The organism is Micromonospora sp. RB23 (genome assembly GCF_053585025.1).
Genome location: NZ_CM132111.1, coordinates 4,780,675 through 4,806,620, shown reverse-complemented (window position 1 = coordinate 4,806,620; position 25,946 = coordinate 4,780,675). Strand labels below are relative to the sequence as shown.

The following is a 25,946-nucleotide window of genomic DNA, read 5'->3' as shown; positions in this document are numbered from 1 at the left end:
GCCCCTAGGCGCGGTGCCGACCGTCGCCGGCGTGGTGGGCGCCCGGCTCTCCCGTGCTGCCACGGACGATCGAGATCGCCACCCGGCAGAACTCGTCCATGTCCGGGTTGAAGCCGGCCGCGATGTCGGGGTGCAACCCGGAGCGGGTCTCGTCCAACAGCCGCTGGCAGACCTGCTCGACCGGCTCGCCGGCGTAGCTGGCGCGGACCCGGTCGGTGGCCGCCTGGAGAGCCGAGGTCAGCTGGTCCTCCAACGGGCCGCGCAGCTTCTGCTGCACAGGATCGAGCCCGCGCGGGTCGAGCGTGACATGTGGCTCCGACATCGGTGCTCCCTTCGTCGGCGTCCGCGATACCCCATCGCGGCCGTCGGTCAAACGCCGGTCGGTACGGCGGCGACCCGCACCTGGTAGGAGAAGTCCTCCGCCGGCTCCTCGTGGTAGGACAACCGGCGGATCTGCCGGTCGTCGTCGTAGAGGGCGACGTCCACCAGGACGCCGAGGTGCGCCAGGCCGATGGTGGCGACGCGCTTCTTGTCCTGGAGCACGGCGCAGACGCCGCCGAGCAGGGTGCTGGCGTCGGACGTGCGGTGCCCGGGCGGGCACCGCAGGACGACATCCACCTCGATCGGCCCGGGCAACGGCGTCCAGCCGGTGCGCTGGGCCGCGCCCAGGGCGGCCTGGAGCAGGGTGCGGACCCTCGTCGCCTGCCGGTGTCCGGCGGCGAAGATGGACAACGCTTCGGTCTTGACCGGTGGCAGGCCGCTCACCTCGAACGTCAGGGCGAGAGCGCGGGTGTCCTGCACGGCGGCACCTCCCTCGTTGGGGACGATCCTGCCGAACCGGTGCAGTGGCGGAAGGGCGTTCCCGCGATAACCAACCGATCGGGCAGGCTGGGTCGGCCGGAGGCGTGTCGACGGCGACGGCGAACGCGCTGGCTGCGGCGCTGGCAAAGACGCTAGTGCACCGCGCGCGCCCTCGGTAGTCGGTCGTTCACCCGGTGGTCGACGGCGGAAAGGCGCAGAACTCGTTGCCCTCCGGGTCGGCCAGCACCCACCAGCGCGCCCGGTCCACCGGTTCGCGCAGCAGCGTCGCGCCCGCGTCCAGCAGCGCGGTCGGCTCCGGGGCCGTCATCTCGACGTCCCAGTGCATCCGGTTCTTGACGGCCTTGGGCTCGTCGACCCCGTCGAACACCCACGCCTGCCACGGGAAGCCGGCGGCGTCGCGCAGTGACGCCGTGTTCGGACCGGACCCGGTCGTGCCACCCAGCAGGCCGGCCCACCAGGCCGCCTGCGCCGCCGGGTCGACCGCGGCCACCACCAGCTCGACCGGGCCCGGCCGAGACTCGTCGCCGGCCGGGAGCACGCAGAACTGGTTGCCCTCCGGGTCGGCCAGCGCCCACCGCTCGACGTCGCCGTCCGGCTCGCGCACCGACCGCGCGCCGGCCGCGAGCAGCGCCGCCGGGTCCGCGTCGGCCAGGCGCAGATCCAGGTGTACGCGGGTAGCGCCGACCCGGGGCTCGGGAACCCGGTTCACCCAGATCGACTCGGCGTCGGAGCGCGCCGAACGGGGATCGATCCTGGTGTCGCCGTCACCGGCGTCGGCCAGGTCGGCGTCGAGCACCCGCGCCCAGAAGCCGCCCAGGGTTAGCGGGTCGGCGGCGTCCAGACAGAGGTCCTTGAAGCGTGCGATCACCGTCCCAGCATGCCCGCTCCGGGAGTTGACCGTGGGGCAAGCGTCGCGTGACGGAGTCGGTGCCGCACGAAGCCTCGTCGATCATGAAGTTGTGGTGGGTGACAAAACTACTCATGCAGCCCAAGCCGGGCACCACAACTCCATGATCGACCGGAGTCCTGGCCGCGATCTTGCACTTTCTGTGCCGGCATGGGCGGCATTCCAGGCTTTTCGACGACCGAAACTGCAAGATCGACCCGTCCGTCCGGGCGGGGCGGGGGCGTGTGAGGGGGGTGAGGTGGCGGCTTGACGCGCACTGTTGCCGGCAGGTTTCGCGGCGCGGTGAGCGGGGCAGTGTAGCCGCACGGAGTATCCGAGCGGGGCGTTTTCGCAGCTCCTGGTCTCGGAGACAGCTCACCGTGCGCCGGGGCACGGATGCCTCCCCGGTCCGTTGTGCACGAGAGGGGGAAGGCGATGACGGACCCCGAAACGGCCCGACAGCGGCGTCGCCCGACGGCCCGGGTTGGGGCGATGGCCGCCGCGCTGGCGCTGGTCGCGCCGCTCGCCGCGTGCGGCGCCGACGAGAGCGGTGGCCCACCGACGCTCAACCTGTACTACCCGCCGGAGCAGAACCTGCAGAAGGTCGTCGACGACTGCAACACGCAGGCCCAGGGGCGATACAAGATCGTCTACCGGGTGCTGCCCCGGCAGGCCGACGACCAGCGGGTGCAGATGGTGCGCCGGCTCGCCGCCGAGGACACCGGCATGGACATCCTCGGCCTGGACGTCACCTGGACACAGGAGTTCGCCAGCGCCGACTGGATCCGCGAGTGGACCGGCCAGGACAAGGCCGAGGTCGAGCAGGGCACCCTCGCCGGGCCGCTGGAGACCGCCCGCTACGAGGACAAGCTCTTCGCCGCGCCGAAGAACACCAACGTGCAGCTCCTCTGGTACCGCAAGGACCTGGTGCCGCAGCCGCCGACCACCTGGGACCAGATGATCACGGCGGCCCAGCAGCTCAAGGAGCAGGGTAAGCCGTACCAGGTGCTCACCATGGGCGCGCAGTACGAGGGCCTGGTCGTTCTCTACAACACCCTGGCCGAGAGCGCGGGAGGCAAGGTCCTCTCCGACGACGGTAAGAAGGCCGTGATGGACGACGGCACGGTGCGGGCGCTGGAGCAGTTGCAGCGGTTCGCCACGTCGGGCGTGACCTCACCGTCCTTCAGCAACGCCACCGAGGACCCCGTCCGGTTGGAGTTCCAGTCCGGCGGCGGCGCGTTCCAGGTGAACTGGCCGTTCGTCTACCCGGCCCTCCAGGAGGCCAACCCGGAGTTGGCCAAGCAGGTCGGCTGGGCCCGCGTGCCGGGCGTCGACGAGGGCACCCCCGGCAAGGTCACCATCGGCGGGGTGAACCTGGCCGTCAGCTCGTACTCGAAGCACCCGGAGCTGTCGTTCGAGGCCGCGCGGTGCCTGCGCAGCGCGGAGCACCAGAAGTTCTCCGCGATCAACGACGGCGTGCCCCCGACCATCGAGGCCGTCTTCGACGACCCGGAGATGACCGAGGCGTACCCGATGAAGGACACCATCCTCCAAGAGCTGAAGGACCCGGCGACCCGTCCGCTGACCCCGGCCTACCAGAGCATCTCCACCGTCATGTCGGCGATCCTCTCGCCGCCGTCGGGCATCCGTCCGCAGCAGACGGCCGACGAGCTGCGGGACGCCATCGCCGACGCCCTGGAATCGAAGGGGGTGCTGCCATGAGCGTCAACGCCACACCGGCCGGCGCGGACGTCGCCGCCGAGGAGACCCGCCCGACCCCCAGCGTGCCCACCCAGCGCGGAGGCGGCCGCAAGGCGCCGCTGAGCGAGAACAAGAAGGCCGAACGCCGACTCGGTTGGCTGCTCTGCGCGCCCGCCGCGCTGGTGATGGTCGCGGTCACCGCGTACCCGATCATCTACTCGGTCTGGCTGTCGTTGCAGCGCTACGACCTGCGCTTTCCCGACCAGCGCGAGTTCGTCGGGTTGGAGAACTACGTCACCGTGCTCACCAACGAGTTCTGGTGGACCGCGTTCGGGGTGACCGCGCTGATCACGGTGGTCACCGTGGCCGTCGAGCTGGTGCTCGGCATGGGGCTGGCGCTGATCATGCACCGTACGCTCGTCGGGCGCGGCATCGTCCGTACCTCGGCGCTGATCCCGTACGGCATCGTCACGGTCGTCGCGGCCTTCTCCTGGCGGTACGCCTGGACGCCCGGCACCGGTTACCTGGCCGACCTGTTCAGCGACGGCGCTCCACTCACCGAGCGCGCCAGCTCGCTGGCGATCATCATGCTGGCCGAGATCTGGAAGACCACGCCGTTCATGGCGCTGCTGCTGATGGCCGGGCTGGCCCTGGTGCCGGATGACCTGCTCAAGGCCGCCTCCACCGACGGCGCGACGGCCTGGCAGAAGTTCACCAAGGTGATGCTGCCGGTGATGAAGCCGGCGATCCTGGTCGCGCTGCTGTTCCGCACGCTGGACGCGTTCCGGGTGTTCGACAACATTTTCGTGTTGACCGCCGGCGGCAACGAGACGTCCTCGGTGTCGATGCTCGCCTACAACAACCTGCTGCGGGGTCTCAACCTCGGCATCGGCTCCACGATGTCGGTGCTGATCTTCATCACGGTAGCGATCATCGCCTTCGTCTTCGTGAAGCTGTTCGGTACCGCTGCCCCCGGTAGCGACGATGGGGAGAGGCGCTGACATGGCCGCGGAAACCACCACCCGGGCGAAGCTGCGGTGGGGCCTGCTGGACGTCCTCGTGGTCGTCTTCGCGCTGGTCCCGGTGCTGTGGATCGCCTCGCTCTCGTTCAAGACGCCGGCCACCCTCACCGACGGGAAGTTCATCCCCCGGGAGTGGACGCTGGACAACTACCGGACCATCTTCGACACCGACCAGTTCGTCCGAGCACTGATCAACTCCATCGGGATCGCGCTGATCGCCACCCTGGTCGCGGTGGTGCTCGGTGCGATGGCCGCGTACGCGATCAGCCGCCTGGACTTCCCGGGCAAGCAACTGCTGGTCGGGATCTCGCTGCTGATCGCGATGTTCCCGCAGGTGTCCCTGGTGTCGCCGCTGTTCGAGATCGAACGGCAACTCAAGATCTTCGACACCTGGCCCGGACTGATCCTGCCGTACATCACCTTCGCGCTGCCGCTGGCGATCTACACGCTGTCGGCGTTCTTCAAGCAGATCCCGTGGGACCTGGAGAAGGCGGCGAAGATGGACGGCGCCACGCAGGCCCAGGCGTTCCGGCGGGTGATCGCCCCGTTGGCCGCCCCCGGGCTGTTCACCACGGCGATCCTGGTCTTCATCTTCTGCTGGAACGACTTCCTGTTCGCCATCTCGCTGACCTCCACCGAGCGGTCCCGCACGGTGCCGGCCGCGCTGTCGTTCTTCACGGGCGCATCACAGTTCGAGGACCCCACCGGGGCGATCTGCGCCGCCGCCGTGGTGATCACCGTACCGATCATTCTCTTCGTCCTCTTCTTTCAGCGCCGCATCGTGTCCGGCCTGACCTCCGGCGCAGTCAAGGGATAGGTGAGTAGTCATGGCTGACATCGTGCTCGACAAGGTGAGCAAGAGTTTCCCGGACGGGACGATCGCCGTGCGGGACGTCGACCTGGAGATCGCCGACGGCGAGTTCGTGATCCTGGTCGGCCCCTCGGGCTGCGGAAAGTCCACCACCCTCAACATGATCGCCGGCCTGGAGGACATCAGCTCCGGCGAACTGCGCATCGGCGGCCAGCGGGTCAACGACAAGGCCCCCCGGGACCGGGACATCGCCATGGTGTTCCAGTCGTACGCGCTCTACCCGAACATGACCGTGCGGGAGAACATGGCGTTCCCGCTGCGGCTGGCGAAGATGGACAAGGAGACGATCGACTCCAAGGTCGACGAGGCCGCCAAGGTGTTGGAGCTGACCCCGCTGCTGGACCGCAAACCCGCGAACCTCTCGGGTGGTCAACGGCAGCGGGTGGCGATGGGCCGGGCGATCGTCCGCCAGCCCAAGGCGTTCCTCATGGACGAGCCGCTGTCCAACCTCGACGCGAAGCTGCGGGTGCAGATGCGCACGGTGGTGTCCCGGTTGCAGAAGCAGCTCGGCACCACCACCGTGTACGTCACGCACGACCAGACCGAGGCGATGACCCTCGGCGACCGGGTGGTGATCATGCGGGGTGGCGCGGTGCAGCAGGTCGGCCCGCCGCAGGAGCTGTACGACCACCCGCGCAACCTCTTCGTGGCCGGCTTCATCGGCTCGCCGTCGATGAACTTCCTGCACGCCGCCGTGCAGGACGGCAGCCTGCGTACGGCCCTGGGCGACGTGCCGCTCGGCGACCGGGTGCGCCGGGAGCTGGAGGCGGCCGACGCGCCCCGCGAACTGATCCTCGGCATCCGGCCCGAGCACTTCGAGGACGCCGAGCTGATCGACGACGAGACCCGCCGTCGGGGGCTGGAGTTCGAGGCGCCGGTGGAGATCGTCGAGTCGATGGGCTCGGACAAGTACGTCTACTTCACCGTGGAGGGTGAGCGGGCCACCGCCGCCGAGCTGGAGGAGCTGGCCGCCGACGCGGGCGCGGGTGATTTCGCCGGTGCCGGCGGCAACCTGGTCACCCGGCTGTCCGCCGAGTCCGGCGCGACCGAGGGCGCTTCCCGCCGGGTCTGGGCAAACCTGGAAAAGATCCACCTCTTCGACCCGGGTACGGGCCGCAACCTGACCCTGCACGAGGCGCGCTGACCCCGCCCCCTCTCCTCGCCGATCTTGCACTTTGTGTCGTCGACACGAGAAGAAAGTCCTCTATGTCGCCGCAGAAGGTGCAAGATCGCGGGGGTGGCGTGGGGTGCGGCGTCCGGGTGGGCGTGGCAGGGTGGTTGCGGGTTGCGGTGTCAGCCGGGGGGCGGGGGACTGATGGATCGGGCACTTGTCGCGTTGGCCACCGCGCACGGTGTGTCCACCTGGTACGAGGACTGGCGGCACCGCCGCATCGAGGTCGCACCGGAGACCGTCGTGGGCGTACTCGGGCTGCTCGGCGTGGACGCCACCAGCCCCGCCGCGATCGCCGAGGCGCTCGCCGTCGCCCGCGCGGTGGACCGGACCGCGCTGCCACCGACCGTGGTGCTCACCGAGGGCAGGACCCGCGCGTTGCCCGGTCCGGGCGTGGTGTCCCTGGAGGACGGCGCTCGCCGGACGGTCGACGGCGAACTGCCCGGTGACCTTCCGCTGGGCTGGCACCGGCTGACCTGCGACGGGCGGGAGGTGACTCTCGTCGTGGTACCCCGGCGGCTGCCCGTGCCGCCACACACCTGGGGCTGGATGCTCCAGCTCTACGCGCTCACCTCCGAGCGTTCCTGGGGCATGGGCGACCTCGGCGACCTGGCCGAGTTCACCGGCTGGGCGGGCGAGACGGGCGCCGGGCTCGTCCTGCTCAACCCGCTGCACGCGGTCGGGCCGGCGCACCCGGTGGCCGCGTCGCCGTACTCGCCGGCCAGCCGACGCTTCGTCAACCCGCTCTACCTGCGCGTCGCTGACACCGCCGCGTACGCCGCGGCCGACCCGGCGACCCGGGCGGTGGTCGACGCGCTGCGCCCCGACCGCGGCGACCTGATCGACTACGACGAGGTGTGGACCGCCAAACGGCACGCGTTGGAGCTGCTGCACCCGTACGCCCCGGCGGTGGACCTCGACGCGGACCCGGCGCTGACCAGCTTCGCCACCTGGTGCGCGCTGGCGGAGCGGCACGGCAACGACTGGCGGGCGTGGCCTGCGGAACTGCACCACCCGGACGCCCCGGCGGTCGCCGAACAGCGTCGCCAGCTCGCCGACCGGGTGGCGTTCCACGCCTGGCTGCAACACCTGTGCGACGAGCAGCTCGACGCCGTGACGGCGGCGGCCCGGTCCACGGGCATGCCGGTCGGCGTGGTGCACGACCTGGCCGTCGGCATCGACCCGGGCGGCGCGGACGGCTGGCAGCTCGCCGACGTCCTGGCCCAGGGGGTACGGGTCGGCGCGCCACCGGACGACTTCAACCAGCTCGGCCAGGACTGGGGACTCGCCGCGTGGCGACCGGACCGCCTCGCCGAGACCGGGTACGCGGCGTACCGGGACATGCTGCGGCGGACCCTGCGGCACGCGGGCGGCCTGCGGGTCGACCACGTCGCCGGGCTCTGGCGACTGTGGTGGGTGCCGCCGGGCGCCGGGGCCGCCGAGGGCACCTACGTGCAGTACGACGCCGAGGCGATGCTCGGCATCCTGGCGCTGGAGGCGCACCGGGCCGGCGCGGTGGTCGTCGGCGAGGACCTGGGCACGGTCCAGCCCGCGGTGACGCGTGGGCTACGCGGGCGCAACATGCTCGGCTCCACGGTGCTGTGGTTCGCCCGGGACGACGACGGCGCGTTCACCCGGCCGGCCCGCTGGCCGCGCAACGCTCTCGCGACGATCTCCACCCACGACCTGCCGACCGCCCCGGGGTTCCTGACCGGGGAGCACGTGCGGGTACGCGACGAGTTGAAGCTGCTCGGCACCGATGTCGCCGTCGAGCGCGCCCGGGCCGCCGCCGACCGCGAGCGGCTGGTGGCGATGCTGCGCGCCGAGTCGTTGCTGCCCGGGTCGCCCGACGCCGGTGCGGAGGCCGACGGTGAGCCGGACGACGGTGACGTGGTGGTGGCGATGCACGCCGCGCTCGCGGCCAGCCCGTCACGACTGCTCGGTGTCTCCCTCTACGACGTGCTGGGGGAGGTGCGCCAACCCAACATGCCGGGCACGGTCGACGAGTACCCCAACTGGCGGCTGCCGTTGCCGGCCAGCGTGGCGCAGATCCGCACCGACCCCGGCGTGGGTCGGATCGTCGACCTGCTCAGCGCCGCCCGTCCCCGACGCAGGACGCCCGAGCCCGGCGGCGAGCCGGCCGCCCCGGACTAGGAGGCCGACCAGTCGAACCGCGGTGGCAGCCCGAGGAAGTCGGCGTACCGGGTCAGCGCACGCTCGACATCGGCCCGGTCGCCCGTGGTCAGCGGCGTCAGCGGCCGTACCGTCAGGGTGACGGACTGCCGGCCGACCTTGCGCTTCCACACGCCCACCACGCGACCGGCGCGGACCACGGTGGCCTGGAAGATGCCGTTGTTCCCCGGTACGACGGCCGCCCGGTGCGCGGGGTCGAGCATCAGCGTGCGATCCCGGTAGCCGAGGAGGTACTCGTCGAAGCCCGGCAGCGCCAGCACCTCGGCCGCCGGGGTGGGCGAGGCGTCGGCCAGCGCCGCGTCCACGTACATCGGCTCGCCGTCGACGCGTACCGTGCTCAGCAGGCCGGCGGCGGCGGTCAGGCCGCGCCGGGCGTCGGTCAGGGTGAGGCCGCTCCACCCGGCGAACTCGCGGTCGGTGACCGGCCCGTGGCCGCGGACGTAGCGGTGGGCGAGCAGCGCCAACGCCTCGTCCCGCTCCGGGCGGAGCTGCTCCGGCGCCCACTCGTCGAGCAGGGCGAACGTCTGCTCGGTGCCGATGGTGGGCGCCACGCAGGTCACCCCACGCACGCTGGCGTACCACAGCAGGTGGTAGCCGCGCTGGCCGTCGGTGCCGAGCCCCGCCTCGCGCAGGGTGGCGAGACACTGCGCACGGGTGAGCCGGCCGCCACCGGCCAACGCCGCGCCGAGCACGTCCACCGCCCAGTCGGCGTCGGCCTCGCTGAGGCCGAGCTGCGCCCGGCGGGTCGCCACGCCGGCCAGCGAGCGTACGCCGGTCAGCTCCAGCATCCACCGCACGTCGGCGGGCGGAACGAGGTGCACGGTGCCCCGCATCGGCCAGGTGCGCAGCGCCTCGCGGCGCTCCAGCGCGGCCTGCACGTCGGCCATCGTGCGCCCCGGCAGCCGGGCGCCCAGCGACCACAGCCCGCTCGCCAGGTCCTGTGCCTGCATCGCCCCGAACCACTCGACCACCTCGGCGACGGTGCCGGGCCGGACGGGCGGGCGCAGCAGCAGGCTGGTCATCCGCAGTGCCAGCGCTTCGGCCGCGCTGAGGTCGGCAGGCATCGCGACGCCCCTTCCGGTGCTCGGAGCCCGCCAGCCTAGGCCACGACGGCTGGCGTCGGGTGACGCCACGGGCCGAGCCCGGCCGTGTCCAGATGCTCTCCAGAGTGTCGCGTTAGCGTGAGGCCCGTCGACAACCGACTCCGAGACGAGGGCAGCCATGAGCAGCGACGCCTCCGAGGCGAGCGAACCACCGCGGCACCCGTTGCCGCCCTTCACCGACGAGACCGCGCGGATCAAGGTGCAGGCCGCCGAGGACGCCTGGAACACCCGCGACCCGCAGCGCGTCGCCGCCGCGTACACACCTGACAGCGTCTGGCGCAACCGGTCGACCTTCCTCACCGGTCGCCGTGAGATCGAGGCGTTCCTGACCGACAAGTGGGCGCACGAACTCGACTACGCGCTGCGTAAGCAGCTCTGGGCGTTCCACGGGAACCGCATCGCCGTACGGTTCCAGTACGAATGGCACGACGCCGGCGGGCAGTGGTGGCGGAGCTACGGCAACGAACAGTGGGAGTTCGACCCGCGCGGCTACATGGCCCGGCGGGAGGCCAGCATCAACGATGTCCCGATCACCGTCGAGGAGCGTCGCATCTTCGGCCCGCGATCGCCCGGGGACGCCTCTGACCTGCCCCTGCGGTGACCTCACCCCGGTGGCCCGACGCTCGGCCCTCGGAACAGATCGTGGCGGTGTGAGGCGTAACGGTGACCGTCGTGGGAATGCGCCCGGCCGGAAGTACGCGCGCCGCGCGTACGGAAGGGAGTCCCATGACTGCCGCAAGCGAACCGGCCCGGGGCGCCGGCGTACCTGCCGATTCTCGGGCCCGTCGGGCGTCCACCGGGGCCAAGACCAGCGCGGCCGCGACCTTCGCTCTGGTCTTCGGGGTGGCCGGCCTGCTCAGCGTTCTGACCGCCATCCTCGCCTGGGTCGGGCTGGTGCTCGGCATCATCGGCATCGTCCTCGGCATCGTCGGGCTCAAGATGGCCCGCCGGCCGGGCGTGACCGGTCGGGGCGTGGCCATCGGCGGCCTGGTGCTGAGCATCCTGGCGGTCCTGATCGGCCTGGGCCTCGCCGCGGGCATCACCACGTTCGTCAACAACGAGAACGCGGTGGACCGCCTCCAGAACCAGGTCAACGACCTGCGGGACAAGCTCGACTGATCTTCGGCCCGGGTGTGTGGGGGCCAGGCAGGTGCCGGCCCCCCACCCCCCGGGTGTTCTCGACGCGCTGCCGACCCCCGCGAGCTGGCCACAGTAGGGTGGGCGACGTGCTCCGCCAGGTCACCGCGATCCGTTACGTCACCCCACTGCGTGAGGGTGGCTCGCTGCCGGGCGTCGTCGAGGCCGACGACCTCGGCACGTACGTGGCGAAGTTCTCCGGCGCGGGGCAGGGGCCCAAGGCGCTCGTCGCCGAGGTGATCTGCGGCGAGCTGGCCCGTCGGCTGGAACTGCGGGTGCCCCCGTTGGTGGTCCTCGACATCGACCCGGTGATCGGGCGGGCCGAGCCCGACCAGGAGGTGCAGGAGCTGCTCCGCAACAGCGGCGGCGCCAACCTGGGGATGGACTTCCTGCCGGGCGCGCTCGGCTTCGACCCGGTGGCGCACCCCGTCGATCCGCTGCTGGCCTCCCGGGTGCTCTGGTTCGACGCGTACGTGGAGAACGTCGACCGGAGCTGGCGCAACCCCAATCTGCTCATCTGGCACCGGGAGCTGTGGTTGATCGACCACGGCGCCTCGCTGTACTTCCACCACAACTGGCCGCGCGCCGACGCCGCCGTGCACCGCGCCTACCGGGCCGAGGACCACGTGCTCGCGCCGTACGCCGACCGGGTCGCCGAGGTCAACGGCGAGCTGGCCGGCCGGGTCACCCCGGACCTCCTGCGGGAGGTGCTGGCGCTGGTGCCGGGCCAGTGGCTGACGGCGGCCGACTTCGACTCGGCCGACGAGGCGCGGGAGGCGTACGTGTCGCACCTGTCGCGGCGGGTCGCCCGCCCGGCGGACTGGCTACCGGCGGGGAGTGCGGCGTGAGGCATCCCTTCGAGTACGCCGTCATCCGGCTGGTGCCCCGCGTCGAGCGCGGAGAACAGATCAACGTGGGGGTGCTGCTCTACTGCCAGCAGCGTGACTTCCTGGCCGCGCGGACGCACCTCGACGCCGACCGGGCGCGCGCCCTGGCGCCCGACGTCGACCTGCCGGCCGTCGCCGCGGTGCTGGAGTCGCTGGACCGGACCTGCTCCGGTGACGGGCCGGCCACCCGCATGAAGCTCGGTGAGCGCTTCCACTGGCTGGCCGCGCCGCGCAGCACGATGATCCAGGCCGGCCCGGTACACACCGGCCTGACCGCCGACCCGGCGGCCGAGCTGGACCGGCTGATGGCGGCGCTGGTCCGCTGAGCGGTCCGGCGGACTGAGCGGCCGGCGCGCCTTCGACGGCGGCCGACCCCTGATCGCGCTACGCCAGCGCCGTTGCCGGCGGAGCGCGATCCCCCGTTCAGGCGCCGGTGCCAGGGGGGGCGGCGGGATCGCGCGCCGGCACCGGATGGCATCAGGATCGCCGCCCGCGCGGGCGGCCGGATCGGAACGTCCGCGAACTTGCGGAAAACTTGAGCCCGGACGACCGGAACACCGCGATCTGTCGTTTGTCCCCGTACCGCAGGGGTAGTCGCGGGAGCTGACCCGAGAAGAGAAGGGGACAACTCTGATGGCTGCCCAGACGAAGGTGGCGGTGATCTACTACAGCGCCACCGGCATCACCTACCAGATGGCGCAGGCCGTGTGTGAGGCCGCCGGGGAGGCCGGCGCGGAGGTGCGCCTGCGCAAGGTGCGGGAGCTCGCGCCGGACGAGGCGATCCGCTCGAACTCCGGTTGGCAGGCGCACCACCTCGAGACCCAGGACGTTCCCGAGGCGATGATCGACGACCTCGCCTGGGCCGACGTGACGATCTTCGGCTCGCCCACCCGGTACGGCATGATCGCCGCCCAGTTGAAGCAGTTCATCGACACCACGGGCCCGCTGTGGGCGCAGGGGGCGCTGGCCAACAAGGTCTACGCCGCCTTCACCTCCACGGCGACGTCGCACGGTGGACAGGAGACCACGCTGACGTCGCTGTTCAACGTCTTCTACCACTGGGGTGGCGTGGTGGTCCCCCCGGGCTACACCGACTCCAGCCAGTTCATCGCCGGCAACCCGTACGGCCCCTCGCACACCAGCAACAACGGCGAGATCGCCCCGGACGCGGTGGCGCTGGGCGCCTGCGCCCTCACCGCCCGCCGGGCGGTGCTGATCGGTACGGCGCTCAAGCAGGGCCTGGGCGGCTGAGGGGCCGGGCGACCGGTGGCGCGGGCGGGGGCTCTCGGCCCACTCGCGCCACCGGTCGCACCAGCCCTACCCCGCGACGACGGTAACCATGCCGGACGAAAGGTGGGGGCTACCCCTGGCCGACCGGGCGCGACGCCGGCAGCAGGTCGGTCAACACCTCGGTCAGCACGGTCAACCCGTCCGGGCTGAGCACCGACTCCGGGTGGAACTGCACCCCGGCGAAGCCCTGCCCGCGCAGGGCGTGCACGGCGCCGTCGCGGACGTCCCGGGCCAGCTCCACCGTCCCGTACGCGGTGTCCAGCCGGTCCGCCTCGGCGCGGGCGGTGAACGACGAGTAGAAGCCGACCCGGCGGGACCGGCCGAACAGCGTCACCTCCCGTTGCAGCCCCTGGTAGGGCGCGTCCCTGCGGTGCAGGGGCAGCCCCAGCAGCCCGGCCAGCACCTGGTGTCCGAGGCAGACCGCGAGGGTGGGTCGACCGGTCGCCAGCAACTCGCCGAGCAGGTCCCGCAGCGCCGCCATCTTCGGGTCGTCCGGGCTGCCCGGGTCACCCGGGCCGGGCCCGACCACCACCAGGTCGTACCCGTCGACAGGGCCGCCGGCGTGCCAGGGGCGCAGCGTGACCGCGAGACCCAACGCGCCCAGTTGGTGCGCCAACATGCCGGTGAAGGTGTCCTCCGCGTCGACGATCAGGGCCCGTAGGCCGGCCAGCCCGGGCAGCCCGGGCGCGTCGGGCGACCGCTGGTCCAACCAGAACCGGGCCAGCGGCGTGTTACGCGCCGCCAGCGCGTCGCGTACCTCCGGATCGTCGGACAGCCGCACGACCGGCCCGCGTTCGCCGGCGGACGCCGCCGGGCCGAGACCCAGCGCGGCCAGCACCCCGGCCGCCTTGGCGTGGGTCTCGGCCACCTCACCGGCCGCCGTCGAGTGCCGGACCAGGGTGGCGCCGACCGGCACCCGCAGCCGGCCGGACGGGGAGATCTCGGCGGTACGGATCAGGATCGGCGCGTCCAGCGTCTGCCGGCCGGCGTCGTCGTGACCGAGCAGCGCCAGCACCCCCGCGTAGTAGCCCCGGCCCCGGCGCTCGTGCCGGGCGATCACCCGGCAGGCGTTCTCCATCGGACTGCCCGTGACGGTCGGCGCGAACATCGTCTCCCGCAGCACCTCCCGCACGTCGCGGGTGCCCCGACCGGCCAGCAGGTACTCGGTGTGGGCCAGGTGGGACATCTCCTTGAGGTACGGGCCGATGACCTGACCGCCGTGCTCGGCGACGGTCGCCATCATCTTCAGCTCCTCGTCGAGCACCATGTACAGCTCCTCGATCTCCTTCGGATCGGCGAGGAACCGCAGCAACGCGGCCCGGTCCGGGGTGCCGCCGGTGGGCCGGAAGGTGCCGCTGATCGGGTTCATCATGACGAGCCCGTCGTCGACGCTGACGTGCCGTTCCGGGCTGGCCCCGACCATGGTCCGGGTGCCGGTGTGCACCACGAACGTCCAGTAGGCGCCACGCTCGGCGACCAGCAGCCGGCGCAGCGCGGCCAGCGCGGCCACCAGCGGCGCACCCTGCACGGTGGCGTGCAGGGTGCGGTGGATGACGAAGTTGGCGCCCTCGCCGCGACCGATCTCGTCGGTGAGCACCTGCTGCACGATCCGCGCGTACTCCTCGTCGCTGACGTCGAAGGCGGCGTCCCGGGTGCGGACCGGCTCGTCGGGCAGCGCGGCCAGTGCCTCGGCCAGCGGGATCCGACCGTGTGCGCGAACCTGGAGACACTCCAGTGGGGCGTCGTCATCGACGCAGGCGAAGCCGCGCTCGGCGATCTGCCGGTACGGCACCAGAGCCAACGTCCGCGCCCCGGGCTCGCCCGGGGACAGCGGGATGTCCGCCAGCCGGTCGACGGTGGCGACGGGGCCGGTGAACAGTTCCAGGTCGTCGGCGCCCTCGCGGCGCAGCAGCGCGAAGGGGCCGGGATCGTCGCCCCGGGAGATGGCGGCGAGCAGGTCGGTCAGGGGGTTCAGGCTGGTCATCGTGGTCTCCGTGGGCGCCGGGCGCCGCCAGCGGGGGCGGCCATCCGGGCCGGAGATCCGGCGGCCGCCTCGGTGGCGGCCGCGTGGATGGAGCTACGCGCGGGGGGTGGCCGCCGGGTCGGCGGGCCACCAGGAGGTTGGGTGCGCGAGCATGCGCATCACCTTACGCGGTCACGGCCTCACTCGGGACCCCGTCGGGCGTACGGGTGTGCCGGGCCGGACCCTCGTCCCGGCGCGGCCGGCACCGGGTAACTTGACCGGCGATGAACATTCTCGCTCTCGACCTGGGCACCTCCTCCGTACGGGGGCTGGTGCTTGACGGGGAAACCCGGCCGATGCCCGGCGCCCTGGCCCGGCGGAAGGTCAAACTCGCCATCGGGGACGACGGCACGGGCACCCTCTCCGGCCCCGACTACCTCGCCAGCCTCGTCGAGTGTCTGGACGAGCTGGCCGAGGCGGGCCACCTGCACGACGTGGGCATGGTGGCGACGTCCGCGCAGTGGCACTCGGTGCTCCCGCTGGACCGCGACGGCAGCCCGCTGGGCCCGGTCGTTACCTGGTTGGATACCCGACCCGCGCCGGTCGGCGACACGTCCGGCCCGGCCGACCCGGACGGCTTCCACCAACGCACGGGCTGCTGGTGGCACCGCTCCTACTGGCCGATACGCCTGCCCTGGCTGCGGGAACAGTCCGGTACCCCGATCGCGCGGTTCGTCGGCCTTCCGGAGTACGTGCTGGGCGAACTGCTCCAGACGGCGCCCATGTCGGTCTCGCAGGCGTCCGGCACGGGCCTGCTCGACCTCGTCACCCTGCGCTGGGACGAGGAGGCGCTGACGCTGGCCGGCGCGCGACCCCGCGACCTGCCGCCCCTGGGCGGGTTGGACTGGCACGGCCGGCTCCGCCCCGACCGAGCCCGCCGCTGGCCGCAGTTGGCCGAGGCCCGGTGGGCGCCGCCGGTGGGCGACGGCGGGGCGTCCAACGTCGGCTCGGGCTGCGCCGACCCCAGCCGGGCCGCCGTCACGGTGGGCACCTCCGCGGCCGTACGCCTGATGCAGCGCATCCCGGCCGGCGAGCCGCTGCCGCGGCTGCCCGAACGTCTCTGGCGCTACCGGGTCGACCACGACCATGTGGTGACCGGGGCGGCGTACTCCAGTGGCGGCAACCTCTTCGCCTGGGCGGACCGGGAACTGCGGCTGCCCCACGGCGACGAGTTGGACGCGGCGCTGGCGCTGGTGCCGGTGGGCGGTGGCCGGCCGGCCGACCCCCGTTTCGGCGGCGACCGGGCGCCCGGGTTGGCCCCGGCGGGCACCGGCGAGCTGCGCGGTCTGAGTTTCAGCACCACCGCGGTGGACATCCTGGCCGGACTGATGCAGGGGCTGTGCGGGCTGGTCGCCGAGGACCTCGCGGTGCTGGAATCCACAGTCGACAAACCGGTCGGTGTGGTGCTGGGTGGCGGCGCGGTGGCCGCGTCGGTGTGGTGGCGTCAGGCGTTCGCCGCCGCCCTCGCGCCGCGGCCGGTGTCGCACCAACGGAACCCGGAGATCGGCGCGACCGGAGCGGCGTTGGTGGCGCTGGGGCACTTGGGTGCGGCGGCGGCGCTCGCCGACATCGGCCGGACGGACGAACTGGTCTCACCGACCACGACAGGACGTTCCCACCCGCAGTATCCTTCCTGAACTTTCGCCCTGCCCGGGCCGTTGACAGTGCCAGCGAGCCTGGTTGGATGGACTCCGCTCCCCGGGTCGCGGTGGACGCGGCTGGACGGAGGAGGCAGGGTGGCGGCAGGTCCCGACCCGTCGACCGGTGCGGTGTCGAACCACCGTCGGCGTCGCTTCGACGTCCGGGTCGTCCCGCACCGACGCCGCTCGCCGTTCCGGCTGCGGGACTGGCGGATGAGCACCAAGCTCGCCACCGTGCTGCTCGTGCCGTCGATGGCGTTCCTGGTGCTCGCGGGCGTGCAGACCAGCGCGCTGGTCGGGCGGACGGCCACGTTGAACGACTTCTCCCGCCAGGTCGGCATCGGCCGGCAGATCACCACCGTGGTCGACCAGCTCCAGCAGGAGCGGGACCGTTCGGCGGGTGAGCTGGGCGAGCTGCGCCGCAACGGCGACCGGGAGGCGGCGGCCACGGCCCTGCGACCGTTGCAGTCGTCCACCGACCGCGCCGTCGACGACCTGCGCCGGGCGGCCGAGCCGTTGGCCGACGCCGACGCCTCCTGGCGGGTCGCCTACTCCGAGGTGCTCGAGGCGTACGACCAGGTGGTCGACATCCGACCGGCCATCCCGCCGGCGGTGCTCAGCAACGACACCATCCTGAGCAACTACCACCGGGCGATCGACGCGCTGCTGGACCTGCTGGCCGAGCCGACGCCGGGTCAGGACCGGCCGGGGTTGAGCGACGCGGTGCTGCGCTACGTTCAGATCGCCCGGGTGAAGGAGCTGTCCTCCCGGGTCCGGGCACAGCTCTACGCCGCCGGCCGGGCCGGCCGGTACGGCACCGAGGACCGGGTGATCCTCTCCGACCTGCGCGCCCAGCAGCTCACGGCGCTCGGCGCGTTCCGGGTGTCCGCCACCAGCGACCAGATCCGGCGGTACGACGAGACCTCGGTGGACCCGGGGTTCCAGGTCGCCACCCGCCTGGAGGAGCGCAGCCTGCCGGTCGGCGACGCGGCGCCGGAGGTGCTGCCCTCGGAGCAGTGGTGGTCGGCGAGCCAGCAACGCCAGGAGCTGCTGCGGCAGGTCGAGGCGAGCGTGCTCGACGACGCGGTGCGTCAGGCCGACGACGCCAGCAGCGGCCAGCTCCGCACCACCCTGCTGGTGGTCGGTGGCGTCGTGGCGGTGCTGCTGGTCGCCCTGCTGATCTCCCTGTTGGTCGGGCGGTCGGTCGCCCGGTCGATGCGGTTGCTGCGCAGTCAGGCGCTGCGGATCGCGCAGGTGGAGCTGCCCGACGCGCTGGACCGGCTGCGCACCGTCACCGGTGGCGTGCCGACCATCGACGTGGCCCCGGCGGTCGTCCGTTCGCTCGACGAGATCGGTGAGCTGGCCGAGGCGTTCGTCGCGGTGCACCGCAGCGCCGTGACGGTCGCCGTGGAGCAGGCGCTGATGCGACGCAACGTCAACGCGATGTTCGTCAACCTCGCCCGCCGCAGCCAGGTGCTGGTGGAGCGGCAACTGGAGCTGCTCGACGACCTGGAGCGTGAGGAGAGCGACCCGGACCAGTTGGAGAACCTCTTCAAGCTCGACCACCTGGCCGCCCGCATGCGCCGTAACGACGAGAGCCTGCTGGTGCTGGCCGGTACGGACTCCACCCGCCGGTGGAACCGTCCGGTGGGCCTCGGCACCGTGCTGCTGGCCGCCGCCGCCGAGATCGAGCAGTACCAGCGGGTACGACTGGAGCCGATGGGCGTCGTGAACGTGGTCGGGCACGCGGTCGGCGAGCTGGTGCACCTGCTGGCCGAGCTGCTGGAGAACGCGACGGCCTTCTCCCGTCCGGACACGTTCGTCGTGGTGAGCGCCCGGGTCGAGGCGTCCACCGCGCTCATCGAGATCGTCGACGACGGTCTGGGCATGAGCCCGTCCGCGCTGGCCGAGGCGAACGCGGTGCTGGCCAGTCCGCCGGCCGCCGACGTCGCGACAGTCGAGCGGATGGGTCTGTTCGTGGTCAGTCACCTGGCGAGCCGCCTCGGCGTGCGCGTGCAGCTCGAAGGGCGCCAGAGTGGCCTCGTCGCGCGGCTCGTGCTGCCGGCCACCCTGCTGGCGCCCGGCGACGCGGTCGAGTTGGATCCGCCCGCGCCCGCCCGGATGCTGGCGTCGAACGCCGCCCGGGGCGTCGCGGCGCAGCGTGGGCCGGGGGCGGCCCCCTCCGCCGGCGTCCGCGGGCCAGCGATGCCGCTGGACCTTCCGGTGGCCGGTCGCCCGCCGGCCGCCGCCGTGCCGCGCCAGACCCGTCCCGTTCCGGTACGCGCCGAGGACGTGTTGGCCCCGGCCGCCGCCGGAGGGGGCAACGGCGGCTGGTGGTCCCGCCAGGGGCCGACCGGGCCTGCTGCCCCCGCCCAGCCCGTGCCGCCCGCCACGCCGGTGACGGCCGGCACGAACGAGCGGGGTCTTCCGGTACGCGTACCGATGGCGCAGCTCTCCGCGGTCACCCGCCCCGCCCAGCCGGAGTCGTCGCCGCCGCGCGCCGACCTCGACCCGGACGCGGTCGGTGGCATGCTTTCCCGGCTCTACAGCGGGGTACGGCGTGCCGAGGCCGAGGACACCACCGAGATACCGGTGCCACCCTCGTGGGGGCACGACGAAGGAGGACGACGACAGTGACGACGTTGAGCCAGGAGGCACGTGATCTCAGCTGGCTGGTGAGCGCGTTCGCGGAGCGGGTGCCGGGTGTGGCGCACGCGGTGGTGGTCTCCTCCGACGGACTGCTGGTGGCGATCTCCGACCACCTGCCCCGCGACCACGCGGACAAGCTCGCCGCGGTGACGTCCGGGCTGATGAGCATCACGGCGGGCGCGGCGCAGATGTTCGACGGCGACATCGTCAAGCAGACGGTGGTCGAGATGGGCCGGGGCTACTTCCTGGTGATGCAGGTGCGTGACGGGTCGATCCTGGCCACGCTCGCGGCCGGGGACGCCGACATCGGCGTGGTGGGTTACGAGATGGCGCGGTTGGCGAAGCAGGCGGGGGAGATGCTCACCCCGGCGCTGCGCGCGGAGTTGCAGCAGGCGCTGCCCCGCTGAGTCTGCCGGCCGTGACCCGGACGGTCACCGGCTCACCCGAGCCGAGCCGTCCGGGCCCGGCTGTCCGGGCGAGGAGTTCAGAAGCCGCCCTCGGCGATGACGGAGCGGTACCAGTGGGCGCTGCGCTTGAGCACCCGGCGTTGGGTCACGTAGTCCACGTAGACCAGGCCCCAACGCTGCTCGTAGCCCTCGTCCCATTCGAAGTTGTCGAGCATCGACCAGACATGGAAGCTCTCCAGCGGCACCCCGTCAGCGATGGCGCGGTGCGCGGCGGCCAGGTGGTCGCGCAGGAAGGTGATCCGGCCACTGTCGTCGACGGTGTCGTCCGCGGCCAGGGTGTCGGGGGTGGGCAGACCGTTCTCGGTCACGGTGAGCGGGATCGGGCCGTAGTCGCGGGTGACCCGGGTCAGGATGTCGTACATCCCGTCGGGGTAGATCTGCTGCCAGCCGGCCTCGGAGGTGGGCCAGCGGTGTTCGGTGCTGCCGTCGGCGGCGACGTAGATGGGCGTGTAGTACTGCACGGCCAGCAGGTCGACCGGCGACGAGATCACCGCCAGGTCGCCGTCGCGGATGCCCCGGACCATCCGGCTCTGCGGGCCCAGGTCGGCCAGGACGTCCTGCGGGTAGCTGCCCTTGAGCACCGAGTCGAGGTAGAGGCGGTTCTCGTAGCCGTCGTAGAGATGTGCGGCGGCGGCGGCCTCGGCGGAGTCGTCGGTGGGGTAGCAGGGGTGCAGGTTCAGCGCGGGGCCGATCCGGCTGGTGCTGTCCGAGGCGCGTAGCGCCCGCACCGCGAGGCCGTGCGCGAGCTGCAGATGGTGGGCGACGAGGTAGGCGGCGGCGGGGTCCTGCCGGCCGGGGGCGTGGTGGCCGGTGAGGTAGCCGTTCTGCACGACGGTCTTGGGCTCGTTGATGGTGAGCCACACCGGCACCCGGTCGCCGAGGGCGGTGAAGACCGCGTCGGCGTAGTCGGCGAAGCGGTAGGCGGTGTCGCGGGACTCCCAACCACCGGCGTCCTGCAACGCCTGCGGCAGGTCCCAGTGGAACAGGGTGGCCATCGGGGCGATGCCGCGCTCGTGCAGACCGTCGAGGAGACGACGGTAGAAGTCGAGCCCACGCTGGTTGGGCACGCCGCTGCCGTCGGGTTGGATGCGGGGCCAGGAGATGGAGAAGCGGTAGCTGCGCAGACCCAGGTCACGCATCAGGTCGAGGTCTTCGACGTACCGGTGGTAGTGGTCGGCGGCCACGTCCCCGGTGTCGCCGTTGCGGGTGCGCCCGGGGATGCGGCTGAAGGCGTCCCAGACCGACTCGCCACGGCCGTCCTCCTTGGCGGCGCCCTCGATCTGGTAGGCGGAGGTGGCCGCGCCCCAACCGAAGTCGCGGGGGAAGCGCAGGGGGCCGGCGGGCCCGGTAGGTATCGACATGGATTCTCCTCGTGGATACGGGGCCACCGCCAGGTTCGGGAGCGCTCCCAGGATAGGCCAGAAGCGCTCAACCCGGTGAGCCGGCCGTCACGGCGGCCGACGATGGCGGGTCGAGGCGGGTGAGGGCCCCGGACAGCGAACGAGGCCGACCGGGCGGCGCTTCGCGCCTGTCCCGTCGGCCTCTTTTCCCATCGTGTACGGGGGTTTAGTGTGGGGACGGGGGAGGGCAACCCCCGTCCCCACCGTAACTGCACACACACGGGCGGAATTGGGTCCTGCCGTGCGTGTCGCGCGGGAGCCGGGCCACGCGAGTGGCTCTGGTTCCACCTCCCTCCCTGTGGCGGGATGATGGCTGACGGCGGCGTCCGGGCTGGCCCGCCGTCGGCCTTCGGATGGTTCCCCGGGTCCGCCACGAGGACGGTCCCGGCGATCTTCCAGTTGGAACCTTTGTCGATGGAAGCGCTCCCATCGACCGATGTTGCGACTGTAACGCCCGTCACGCCTTTGTGAAAGACCCAAAACGAGATCGAAACAAGTGGGTGAACCAGCTCGCTCCGCGCTTGTTGTGGGAGCGCTTCCATGGCACACTGTCGATTCAACGCGACAGGAGCCAGATCGCGTGGGCGTGGGACCGCCGAGGGCAGCCGGAGCACGACTTCCGGTCACGGCACCCGAGCGCAGCCGGCGGGACCCCCTCCCGCGCGGGCCGCATCGCCGCACCCCGGCCGGGCCCGGGGCTACCACCTTCCCGGCGCCTCGAATCCCCCGCGTACCACCACCCTGCGGGCAGGCGCCTCGCCGGGCACCACCCGGCCTGGTCCGAGGAGACACCGCGCACATGAGACATCTGGCACGACGCCGTCGAGTGGCGATCCTCGCCGCCGCCGCGCTCGCCGTTGGCGGGGTGACCCTGCCCGCTGGCGCCGCACAGGCCGCACCGGCCTGCGACGTGGTCTACGCGACCAACGACTGGAACACCGGCTTCACGGCCAACGTGACCATCAAGAACCTGGGCGACCCGATCAGCAGCTGGTCGCTCAAGTGGACCTTCCCGAACAGCGGCCAGCGGGTCACCCAGGGCTGGTCGGCCCGGTTCAGCCAGTCCGGCAGCGAGGTCACCGCGACCAACGAGTCGTACAACGGCAACCTCGGCACCGGGGCCTCCACCACCATCGGCTTCAACGGCTCCCACACGGGGAGCAACCCGAAGCCCACCTCGTTCACCCTGAACGGCACCCCCTGCAACGGCACCCCGGCCAACCAGCCGCCGACCGTCTCGCTCAGCCTGCCCTCCGGGCCGTTCACCGCGCCCGCCGACGTGCCGCTGACCGCGAGCGCCAGCGACCCGGACGGGACGATCAGCAAGGTCGAGTTCTACCGCAACGGCCTGCTCATCAACACCGACACCACCGCGCCGTACTCCTACACGCAGGAGGACCTGCCGGCCGGCAGCTACACGGTGCAGGCCAAGGCGTACGACAACGCCAACGGCATCGGGGTCGCCGAGAAGTCGTTCACCGTCGGCGCCGCCAGCGGCCCGACGCTGGTCGCCACGCCGTCCGCGGTGAGCGTCAACGAGGGTGGCACGTCCACCTTCAACCTCAAGCTCAGCGCCGCGCCGACCACCAGCGTGCCGGTCACCCTCACCCCCTCGGGTGACAGCGACATCACGGTCTCGCCGACCACCGTCACGCTGACCCCCAGCAACTGGAACACCGGGGTCACCGTCACGGTCGCCGCGGCCGAGGACACCGACACCGTCGGCGGTAGCGCCACCATCACCGCCGCCGCCACCGGTCTCGCCTCGCTGGCGGTCGCCGCCACCGAGATCGACAACGACACCCCCGGCGGCGACAACGCCTACATCAAGAAGTTCCTCGACCAGTACGGCAAGATCAAGAACTCGGGTTACTTCAGCCCCGAGGGCGTGCCGTACCACTCGGTCGAGACGCTGATCGTCGAGGCGCCCGACCACGGCCACGAGACCACCTCGGAGGCGTTCAGCTTCTGGATCTGGCTGGAGGCCCAGTACGGCCGCGTCACCCAGAACTGGGCGCCGTTCAACAACGCCTGGACGGTGATGGAGAAGTACATCATCCCGTCGCACGCCGACCAGCCCACCGCGGCCTCGGCCGGCACCCCGCAGTACGCCGCGGAGTACAACCTGCCCAGCCAGTACCCGTCGGCCCTGAACCCGAACATCTCGGTCGGACAGGACCCGCTGCGCTCGGAGCTGCAGTCCACCTACGGCACCGGCGACATCTACGGCATGCACTGGCTGATGGACGTCGACAACACGTACGGCTTCGGCCGCTGCGGCGACGGCACCACCAAGCCGGCGTACATCAACACCTTCCAGCGGGGCACCCAGGAGTCGGTGTGGGAGACCATCCCGCAGCCGTCCTGCGACACCTTCAAGCACGGCGGTCAGTACGGCTACCTCGACCTGTTCGTCAAGGACACCGGCGCTCCCGCCAAGCAGTGGAAGTACACCAACGCCCCGGACGCCGACGCCCGTGCGGTGCAGGCCGCCTACTGGGCGCTGACCTGGGCCAAGGCGCAGGGCAAGCAGGCCGACGTCGCCGCCACCGTGGCCAAGGCCGCCAAGATGGGCGACTACCTGCGGTACGCGATGTTCGACAAGTACTTCAAGAAGATCGGCAACTGCGTCGGGGCGAGCACCTGCCCCGCCGGCAGCGGCCGGGACTCGGCGCACTACCTGCTGTCCTGGTACTACGCCTGGGGCGGCGCGTACGACACCAGCCAGAACTGGTCCTGGCGGATCGGCTCCAGCCACAACCACTTCGGCTACCAGAACCCGTTCGCGGCCTGGGCGCTGACCAACACGCCGGAACTCAAGCCGCAGTCGTCGACCGCGGTCTCCGACTGGACCAAGAGCTTCGACCGGCAGCTCGAGTTCTACACCTGGCTCCAGTCGTCCGAGGGCGGCATCGCCGGTGGCGCGACGAACAGCTGGGACGGCAGCTACGCCCAGCCCCCGTCGGGCACCAGCACCTTCTACGGCATGTTCTACGACGTCGACCCGGTCTACAACGACCCGCCGTCGAACCAGTGGTTCGGCATGCAGGCGTGGTCGATGCAGCGGATCGCCGAGCTGTACCTGCAGACCGGCAACGCGAAGGCCAAGGCGCTGCTGGACAAGTGGGTGCCGTGGGCCATCGCCAACACCACGCTCGGCACCAACTGGTCGATCCCGTCGGACATGAAGTGGACCGGCCAGCCGACCACCTGGAACCCGAGCAGCCCGCAGCCCAACACCAACCTGCACGTCGAGGTGATCAGCAAGGGTCAGGACGTCGGCGTCGCCGCCTCCTACGCCCGGATCCTGATCGCGTACGCGGCCAAGTCGGGCAACGCGGCGGCGAAGACCACCGCCAAGGGTCTGCTGGACGCGCTGGACGCCGCCAGTGACTCGAAGGGTGTCTCCACCACCGAGACGCGCGGCGACTACAAGCGCTTCGACGACGTCTACGACGCCTCCACCGGTCAGGGCCTCTACGTCCCGCCGGGCTGGACCGGGAAGATGCCCAACGGCGACGCCATCGCCGCCGGGAAGAGCTTCCTGGACATCCGGTCGTTCTACAAGAACGACCCGGACTGGCCGAAGGTGCAGGCGTACCTGAACGGTGGCCCGGAGCCGACCTTCAACTACCACCGCTTCTGGGCACAGGCCGATGTGGCCATGGCGTACGCCGACTACGGGACGTTGTTCCCGAACGGCTGAGAGCCACCCGGGGTGGGTGGAGTGCCCCGCCCACCCCGGGGTTCGGCCGGGTCCGGGGGAACGACGGGACCCGGCCGGCGGACGGCCTGACACCCACGGTCAGGCCGGGGTGGGCCGGTCATCTGGTCAACGCAGCGGGTCGACCGGCCCACCCCACCGCCCGGACTGAAGACTGCCGCGAAAAAGCCCAGAAATTCGGGCTGTCACGGGATCACACCAAGGACGTTGACGGAGTAACGTACGTCACCGGAGAGGCCGCTCCCCCCGTGGCGGCCTCTCCACTTTTTTTATCCCCGGGACCGCGGCGCGGGGTCCGGCAGCGCCGCGACCGGGTGCCGCAACCCCGGGTGCTCCGGTGGCAACGACCGGCGCAACACCACCCAACTCACCGCCAGCGCCGCCGCGACCAGCGGCCACGTCAACGCGACCCGCGCCACCACGAGCGCGAGCACCTGTCCACTCAGGTAGAGCGGGACGAACACCGCCACCCGCAGCAGGTAGGTCGCCGTCCACACCCAACTGGCCCGGCCGTACCCGCGCAGCAGCGCCGGATCCCGTCGCCACCGGGCCCGCTGGCCCAGCGCCGCGCCGACCAGCACGCCCAGCAGCGGCCAGCGCACCACGATGCTGACGGCCCACGCCAGCGCGCTCGCGGCGTTGGACAGCACCTGGATCAGAAAGAAGTTCTCGGCCCGGCCGGTACGCACCGCGATCAGCGCCGCGACACAGACGGCCAGCAGGCCGATCAGCACCGAACGCGGCCGGTCACCCCGGCGCAGCCGTACGCCGGCCACGACGACACCGACGGCGAGCGCCGCGCCCACCCCGGCCCACAGCGACTCGCCGCCGACCAGCCAGCCCACCGCGAACGCCACCGGCGGCAGGGTGGCGTCGGCCGCCCCACGCCGCCCGCCCAGCAGGTCCGCCAGTGATTCGGCCCGCTCCGGGCCGGCCGGGACCTGCCCCGGCCCGTCCACG

At 71.9% G+C, this 25,946-nt stretch carries 21 protein-coding genes; 14 read left to right on the top strand and 7 right to left on the bottom strand.

Annotated elements, in window-relative coordinates; genetic code table 11:
* Nucleotides 1–4: 4 nt before the first annotated feature.
* The 3 genes from ACTFTM_RS21830 to ACTFTM_RS21820 all read right to left on the bottom strand — a co-directional run bounded on the left by ACTFTM_RS21830 (nucleotide 5) and on the right by ACTFTM_RS21820 (nucleotide 1,690).
* Nucleotides 5–322 (bottom strand): hypothetical protein, encoded by a 318-nt coding sequence (locus tag ACTFTM_RS21830; RefSeq protein ID WP_449562346.1) that lies wholly within the window; start codon nucleotides 320–322, stop codon nucleotides 5–7.
* Between the two features lie 47 nt (nucleotides 323–369).
* Nucleotides 370–801, bottom strand: coding sequence for a RusA family crossover junction endodeoxyribonuclease (locus tag ACTFTM_RS21825; RefSeq protein ID WP_355624547.1), 432 nt, complete (start codon nucleotides 799–801; stop codon nucleotides 370–372).
* Nucleotides 802–988: 187 nt separating this feature from the next.
* Nucleotides 989–1,690 (bottom strand): VOC family protein, encoded by a 702-nt coding sequence (locus ACTFTM_RS21820; protein WP_449562345.1) that lies wholly within the window; start codon nucleotides 1,688–1,690, stop codon nucleotides 989–991.
* A 453-nt stretch (nucleotides 1,691–2,143) separates the two neighbouring features.
* Between ACTFTM_RS21820 and ACTFTM_RS21815 the strand changes: the two genes are divergently transcribed.
* The 5 genes from ACTFTM_RS21815 to malQ all read left to right on the top strand — a co-directional run bounded on the left by ACTFTM_RS21815 (nucleotide 2,144) and on the right by malQ (nucleotide 8,627).
* Nucleotides 2,144–3,430 (top strand): ABC transporter substrate-binding protein, encoded by a 1,287-nt coding sequence (locus tag ACTFTM_RS21815; protein WP_449562344.1) that lies wholly within the window; start codon nucleotides 2,144–2,146, stop codon nucleotides 3,428–3,430.
* Nucleotides 3,427–4,410, top strand: coding sequence for a carbohydrate ABC transporter permease (locus ACTFTM_RS21810; RefSeq protein ID WP_449562343.1), 984 nt, complete (start codon nucleotides 3,427–3,429; stop codon nucleotides 4,408–4,410). Before ACTFTM_RS21815 ends, ACTFTM_RS21810 begins: the two co-directional genes overlap by 4 nt.
* Nucleotide 4,411: 1 nt before the next feature.
* Nucleotides 4,412–5,248: a carbohydrate ABC transporter permease gene (locus tag ACTFTM_RS21805; RefSeq protein WP_449562342.1), complete on the top strand. Its 837-nt coding sequence runs from the start codon at nucleotides 4,412–4,414 to the stop codon at nucleotides 5,246–5,248.
* Nucleotides 5,249–5,258: 10 nt separating this feature from the next.
* Nucleotides 5,259–6,446 carry an ABC transporter ATP-binding protein gene (locus tag ACTFTM_RS21800; protein ID WP_449562341.1) on the top strand — a complete coding sequence of 396 codons (1,188 nt, stop codon included), beginning with the start codon at nucleotides 5,259–5,261 and terminating at the stop codon, nucleotides 6,444–6,446.
* Nucleotides 6,447–6,617: 171 nt separating this feature from the next.
* Nucleotides 6,618–8,627: a 4-alpha-glucanotransferase gene (malQ, locus tag ACTFTM_RS21795; RefSeq protein WP_449562340.1), complete on the top strand. Its 2,010-nt coding sequence runs from the start codon at nucleotides 6,618–6,620 to the stop codon at nucleotides 8,625–8,627.
* Here malQ and ACTFTM_RS21790 read toward each other — a convergent pair.
* The gene (locus ACTFTM_RS21790; RefSeq protein ID WP_449562339.1) at nucleotides 8,624–9,730 is read right to left on the bottom strand and encodes a winged helix DNA-binding domain-containing protein; all 1,107 of its coding nucleotides are present in this window, start codon (nucleotides 9,728–9,730) and stop codon (nucleotides 8,624–8,626) included. The two genes, malQ and ACTFTM_RS21790, sit on opposite strands and share 4 nt — an antisense overlap.
* 157 nt (nucleotides 9,731–9,887) lie before the next feature.
* Between ACTFTM_RS21790 and ACTFTM_RS21785 the strand changes: the two genes are divergently transcribed.
* The 5 genes from ACTFTM_RS21785 to wrbA all read left to right on the top strand — a co-directional run bounded on the left by ACTFTM_RS21785 (nucleotide 9,888) and on the right by wrbA (nucleotide 13,044).
* A complete protein-coding gene (locus ACTFTM_RS21785) occupies nucleotides 9,888–10,370 on the top strand; it encodes a nuclear transport factor 2 family protein (protein ID WP_449562338.1) in 483 nt (160 codons plus the stop codon).
* Nucleotides 10,371–10,495: 125 nt separating this feature from the next.
* Nucleotides 10,496–10,888: a DUF4190 domain-containing protein gene (locus ACTFTM_RS21780; protein ID WP_449562337.1), complete on the top strand. Its 393-nt coding sequence runs from the start codon at nucleotides 10,496–10,498 to the stop codon at nucleotides 10,886–10,888.
* 107 nt (nucleotides 10,889–10,995) lie between these two features.
* Nucleotides 10,996–11,754: a HipA family kinase gene (locus ACTFTM_RS21775; RefSeq protein ID WP_449562336.1), complete on the top strand. Its 759-nt coding sequence runs from the start codon at nucleotides 10,996–10,998 to the stop codon at nucleotides 11,752–11,754.
* Nucleotides 11,751–12,119, top strand: a complete 369-nt coding sequence (locus ACTFTM_RS21770; protein WP_449562335.1) for a DUF3037 domain-containing protein — start codon at nucleotides 11,751–11,753, stop codon at nucleotides 12,117–12,119. The genes ACTFTM_RS21775 and ACTFTM_RS21770 overlap by 4 nt, the downstream gene beginning before the upstream one ends.
* A 307-nt stretch (nucleotides 12,120–12,426) precedes the next feature.
* Nucleotides 12,427–13,044, top strand: coding sequence for an NAD(P)H:quinone oxidoreductase (gene wrbA / locus ACTFTM_RS21765; protein WP_449562334.1), 618 nt, complete (start codon nucleotides 12,427–12,429; stop codon nucleotides 13,042–13,044).
* A 109-nt stretch (nucleotides 13,045–13,153) separates the two neighbouring features.
* Here the strand turns inward: wrbA and ACTFTM_RS21760 are convergent, their stop codons facing one another.
* Entirely contained in the window at nucleotides 13,154–15,067 is a 1,914-nt protein-coding gene (locus tag ACTFTM_RS21760; protein ID WP_449562333.1) for an anthranilate synthase family protein, read from the bottom strand.
* Nucleotides 15,068–15,330: 263 nt separating this feature from the next.
* Here ACTFTM_RS21760 and ACTFTM_RS21755 point away from each other — a divergent pair, with 263 nt between their 5' ends.
* From ACTFTM_RS21755 to ACTFTM_RS21745, 3 genes are all read left to right on the top strand, one after another.
* The gene (locus ACTFTM_RS21755) at nucleotides 15,331–16,743 is read left to right on the top strand and encodes an FGGY family carbohydrate kinase (RefSeq protein ID WP_449562332.1); all 1,413 of its coding nucleotides are present in this window, start codon (nucleotides 15,331–15,333) and stop codon (nucleotides 16,741–16,743) included.
* Between the two features lie 99 nt (nucleotides 16,744–16,842).
* Nucleotides 16,843–19,383: a sensor histidine kinase gene (locus ACTFTM_RS21750; RefSeq protein ID WP_449562331.1), complete on the top strand. Its 2,541-nt coding sequence runs from the start codon at nucleotides 16,843–16,845 to the stop codon at nucleotides 19,381–19,383.
* Nucleotides 19,380–19,802 (top strand): roadblock/LC7 domain-containing protein, encoded by a 423-nt coding sequence (locus ACTFTM_RS21745; RefSeq protein ID WP_053652618.1) that lies wholly within the window; start codon nucleotides 19,380–19,382, stop codon nucleotides 19,800–19,802. Before ACTFTM_RS21750 ends, ACTFTM_RS21745 begins: the two co-directional genes overlap by 4 nt.
* Nucleotides 19,803–19,879: 77 nt before the next feature.
* On the opposite strand, the gene ACTFTM_RS21740 is transcribed toward ACTFTM_RS21745, so the two are convergent.
* The gene (locus tag ACTFTM_RS21740) at nucleotides 19,880–21,223 is read right to left on the bottom strand and encodes a GH1 family beta-glucosidase (RefSeq protein WP_449562330.1); all 1,344 of its coding nucleotides are present in this window, start codon (nucleotides 21,221–21,223) and stop codon (nucleotides 19,880–19,882) included.
* Between the two features lie 838 nt (nucleotides 21,224–22,061).
* On the opposite strand from ACTFTM_RS21740, the gene ACTFTM_RS21735 reads away from it, so the two are divergent.
* Complete coding sequence (locus ACTFTM_RS21735; protein WP_449562329.1) at nucleotides 22,062–24,968, top strand: glycoside hydrolase family 48 protein; 2,907 nt, start codon at nucleotides 22,062–22,064, stop codon at nucleotides 24,966–24,968.
* A 287-nt stretch (nucleotides 24,969–25,255) separates the two neighbouring features.
* Here ACTFTM_RS21735 and ACTFTM_RS21730 read toward each other — a convergent pair whose 3' ends face one another.
* A complete protein-coding gene (locus tag ACTFTM_RS21730; protein ID WP_449566690.1) occupies nucleotides 25,256–25,945 on the bottom strand; it encodes a DUF3159 domain-containing protein in 690 nt (229 codons plus the stop codon).
* Between the last annotated feature and the right edge of the window lies 1 nt (nucleotide 25,946).